Annotated in this window: 2 protein-coding genes and 1 pseudogene; all 3 read right to left on the bottom strand. The window is 57.4% G+C overall.

Going from position 1 to position 1,560, the window contains the following annotated elements:
* Positions 1 to 304, bottom strand: a pseudogene (stfP, locus tag D9736_RS23165) (protein StfP); the annotation flags it as partial.
* A 3-nt stretch (positions 305 to 307) separates the two neighbouring features.
* Positions 308 to 892, bottom strand: coding sequence for a YmfQ family protein (locus tag D9736_RS23160; RefSeq protein ID WP_130259260.1), 585 nt, complete (start codon positions 890 to 892; stop codon positions 308 to 310).
* The coding region (locus D9736_RS23155; RefSeq protein ID WP_130259259.1) for a baseplate J/gp47 family protein at positions 883 to 1,560 on the bottom strand (678 nt) is incomplete at its 5' end. The genes D9736_RS23160 and D9736_RS23155, both read right to left, overlap by 10 nt.

Genomic DNA, 1,560 nt, shown 5'->3' with positions numbered 1-1,560 from the left:
CTTCTCCCAAACCAAGGTTTTCGAGAGCCGTTTTCACCGTGCCATCCGATTTGATATCGCCAAACGGATTCTTGCGGCTTAACAGCAGCGCACGAAGCGCGGTAAGCAGCTGGTCGTGCCGCGCCTTCTCCAGGCTGGCACCGGATGCCTCCACCACGCTACAAAGCTCTTCCTGCAACATGTCAAAGTAGTCATCATCCAGATCGGTGGCAGGCGTGCCGGTCTGGGGGTTGCCACGGGTAAAACCGTTCTTACCCGCGCCGAACTTATCCTTCTGCGCGGTTTTCGTGTCTATGCGATGCATGGATTACTCCGGATATTTAAAAATTACGTAGGTATGAGACGGACAGAGTTTGTTAAGCACACATTCGACAACGGTGTCGCCCCAGATACGCAGTGCGGAATCACAGGGATCGCCACATGTCATCCAGGTGGTGTTTGTGGCGGCTGGCATGTTGACCTGCCAGTAATACCGCCATTCCGGCGCATTCACCGCGTCAGTACAGGCCGATGAGCAGGTGAACGTGCTTTTGTCGTATCGCGTGATGGTAGCGTCTGGTCTGCCCAGGGCAGCAAGCTGTGCAAGATAAAAATTCTCGTTGATGCCGCCCTCCAGGTTAACCTTCGCATCCAGCCGTTGCTGACGCTGGCGAAGGGTCTGTGTCCCTGCGGGAATACATTCATCCGGCAGACCGCACAGACGCTCCCAGCGGTTTATCAGTTCAGTGGTGGTGCGCGGATCCAGCTCCCGCATCAGGGCATCCGCACGCTGATGAACGCGGGTTAATGACGGTGCCGCACCGGCAATCGACGGATCGCTGGCTGACCACGCCGGACCGGGGGGCAACAGTGCCGACAACAGACGGATGTAATCATCGTTTGTCACGTCCATGAAATCGTCCCCAGTACCGCCAGTTCATTTTTTGCAATGGAGATATTGTCTGCCGGTGCAAGCAACTGATGGCTGTATTCCCCGTTCGCACCGGAAATCGCCTCACTGATACGCGATACCTTCAGTTCTCCCTGCGGATAACCATCACGCAGCAGGAACGAACGCAACTCCGCGGTGATGGCAGCCCGTATTTCCGGTGTGTCCGGCGTCACGCGGATATGAAAATCCACCGTATGTGCCACCGGCCTGAACACATACAAATCAGAGCCTGCCACCGGGGCCAGTGGCCCGATATGTTGTCTTGCCGCCGTTTCCGTTGATTCTTCCGGAATGGGATTAATCAGGTCACTGCTGGCAATCATCACACCGACAGTTCCCGTTCCCATCCAGTGACGGTATGTCCATGCGCGGGTAATGCCGGGCACTTCTTTAGCCCAGACGACATAGTCCCCGTCAGCCCCGCCCTGCGGCGTCCAGTAATACCGCTCAATGACGCGGGCGCGCCACGTTTCCAGCTCTTCAGTATCAAATCCGCCTGTCAGGGTGTCAGCCACACCGGAAGACGGCAGACCATTCACCGGCGTGACCAGGATTAATGCCGTACCGTCGTCAGCGTTACCGACCGCGCCTGCACTTGAGCAGGCGATCGGCACGCGCAGGCCCCCCCC

This window comes from Escherichia sp. E10V10 (assembly GCF_004211985.1).
Lineage (GTDB): Bacteria > Pseudomonadota > Gammaproteobacteria > Enterobacterales > Enterobacteriaceae > Escherichia.
Note: the sequence above shows the minus strand (reverse complement) of the source record. Positions and strands in the feature narration are given on the sequence as shown.

What these genes read in the sequence shown, in the direction of transcription:
- D9736_RS23160 (WP_130259260.1), bottom strand. Translation starts at nt 892, where the DNA reads ATGGACGTGACAAACGATGATTACATCCGTCTGTTGTCGGCACTGTTG.